The organism is Skermanella sp. (assembly GCF_059503625.1).
In genome coordinates this window covers 1-2170 of record NZ_JCACHA010000495.1, presented here as the reverse complement: position 1 = coordinate 2170, position 2170 = coordinate 1, and the positions used below count along the sequence as shown (strand labels likewise).

At 63.8% G+C, this 2170-nt stretch carries 3 protein-coding genes; 2 read left to right on the top strand and 1 reads right to left on the bottom strand.

Annotated elements, in window-relative coordinates; all coding sequences use genetic code 11:
• The coding region (locus tag AC5JJ6_RS10755; protein WP_496042029.1) for a class I SAM-dependent methyltransferase at window positions 1–381 on the bottom strand (381 nt) is incomplete at its 3' end.
• A 312-nt stretch (window positions 382–693) separates the two neighbouring features.
• On the opposite strand from AC5JJ6_RS10755, the gene AC5JJ6_RS10750 reads away from it, so the two are divergent.
• Both AC5JJ6_RS10750 and AC5JJ6_RS10745 read left to right on the top strand, forming a co-directional pair.
• Window positions 694–1311, top strand: coding sequence for an XrtA/PEP-CTERM system exopolysaccharide export protein (locus AC5JJ6_RS10750; RefSeq protein ID WP_496042028.1), 618 nt, complete (start codon window positions 694–696; stop codon window positions 1309–1311).
• 39 nt (window positions 1312–1350) lie between these two features.
• Window positions 1351–2170, top strand: an 820-nt coding sequence (locus AC5JJ6_RS10745; protein WP_496042027.1) for a Wzz/FepE/Etk N-terminal domain-containing protein, incomplete at its 3' end; no start/stop codon positions are given.

Below are 2170 nucleotides of genomic sequence, written 5' to 3'. Positions count from 1 at the left end.
CCCGATGGGCAGGATGCGGAAGGTATCCAGGCCGTTGATCGAGATGAGCTGGTCTAAATAGTGGAGGCAGAAGGGCTGGACCTCGAACCCGAGATAGGGGCGGCGCCGGTCGTGGCGGGCGACTTTCAGAAGAGTCTGGCCGAAATTGGCGCCGACATCGACGAACCATCCCTGGCGCAGCCGCAGCAGATGCCCGATCATCTGGTCGACGATCGGTTCGTGCTCGGTCAGGTTGGCGAAGCCGTGGCCTTCCATGACCGGGACCTTGAGGGCATCGCCCATGACGGCGTCACCGGCGGTCCGGATGTCGAAGCGGCAGTGATAGCGCAGGAACGGCCAAGACAGGATCGCCAGCTTGACCTGATCGGCCAAGGTTTTCATCGCGGAAATCTCCCGGCTGTTTGGTCATCGCCCCCTGATAGCCAAACCGTACCCGACAGTGAAAGGCGGTAAAGGGTGTAGCCCGACCCTGAAGACCTGCGCTTCATTCCGTCCGCGCCCCGGTAGCCCTTTAGTGGTTGCCCGTCCAGACGGTTGAAAACCAAGGACATAGATGATTGTTTTTCTATCGATTCTTGGGCGGCAAATCGGCAATTCGCTTAAAAAGCCACCAATATGTAAAGGGGTTAGTGGGGTGGAGACATGATCTCACGCCGTTCGCGCGGTGGGCCGATGCGGTGCCGTTCAACGATCTTGGGGAATTTGGGAAAGCTGGCGCTGGCGGCAACCCTGGCGCTCGGCCTTGCCGCCTGCGCCGACCGCGATCCGCCGGCGCCCTCCGACGTCCAGGTCCAGTTGCCCGTCACGCCGGACTATAAGATCGGTCCGCTGGACACGATCCAGATCTTCGTCTGGCAGAGCCCGGAATTCACGGTGACTGTGCCCGTCCGCCCCGACGGCCGCATCTCCACGCCGCTGATCGAGGACCTGGAGGCGACGGGACGGACGCCGACCCAGCTTGCCCGCGATATCGAGGAAAAGCTGAAGGTCTATGTCCAGGACCCGCTGGTGACGGTGATCGTCAGCGGCTTCGCCGGTCCCTTCGACCAGCAGGTCCGCGTCGTCGGGGAAGCGCTTCAGCCCCGCGCCATCCCGTACCGCGCCAACATGACCATGCTGGACGTCATGATCGAGGTCGGCGGCCTGACGGAGTTCGCGTCGGGCAACCGTGCGGTGCTGGCCCGTGGTCAAACCGGCAATCAGACGACCTTCAACGTCCGCCTCGACGATCTGCTGCGCGACGGCGACATCCGGGCCAACGTCCCGGTGCTGCCGGGCGACGTGGTCATCATTCCCCAGAGCTGGTTCTAAGGCCGTAGGACACCCGATGCCTCAACCCGGACGAACGGCATGAACGATCTGACGCTGAACATGAAAGAGCTGATCCGCCACTACGCGACCGAGCTGTGGGCGCGGCGATGGTGGGTGGTCGGCATCGTCTGGCTGGTCAGTCTGGCCGGATGGTTCGTCGTGGCGCGGATGCCCGACGTCTATGCTTCCAGCGCGCGCGTCTATGTCGATACCCAGAGCCTGCTGAACCCGCTGATGAAGGGCATGACGGTCCGCCCCGATATCGAGCAGCAGATCGAGATCATGCGGCGCACCTTGATTTCCCGCCCCAACATGGAGCAGCTGATCCGGCTGACCGACCTGGACCTGACGGTCGACAGCGAGGGTGCGCGCGAGTCGCTTCTGTCCGGGCTGGAACAGCGTATCCGGTTCGCCGGAGAGGGCCGCCAGATCTTCAATATCCAGTTCGAGGATTCCGATCCGAAACTGGCCCATTCCGTCGTCCAGTCGCTGCTCCAGATCTTCGTCGAGCAGAACGTCGGCGACAGCCGGCGCGATATCGAGCGGACGCGGCGGTTCGTCGATACCCAGATCGCCGACTACGAGAAGCGGCTGCGCGACTCGGAAGCCCAGGTGGCGGAGTTCCGCCGGGCCAATGCCGAGGAGCTGCGCTACAAGGACATCGTCAACGGCCGGCTCCAAACGGCTGAATTCGACCTCCGCCAGCTCGAGAACCAGCTTCAGGCCGGCACCTGGCAGCGTGACCAGCTCAAGACGCAGCTTGCCGGCACGCCCGCGACTTTGGCCGGAGCGGACCCGGCGCAGGCAGCCGCCGCTCAGGCATCCAGTGCGGCAGGACAGCGGGTCGAGCAGTTGCGCC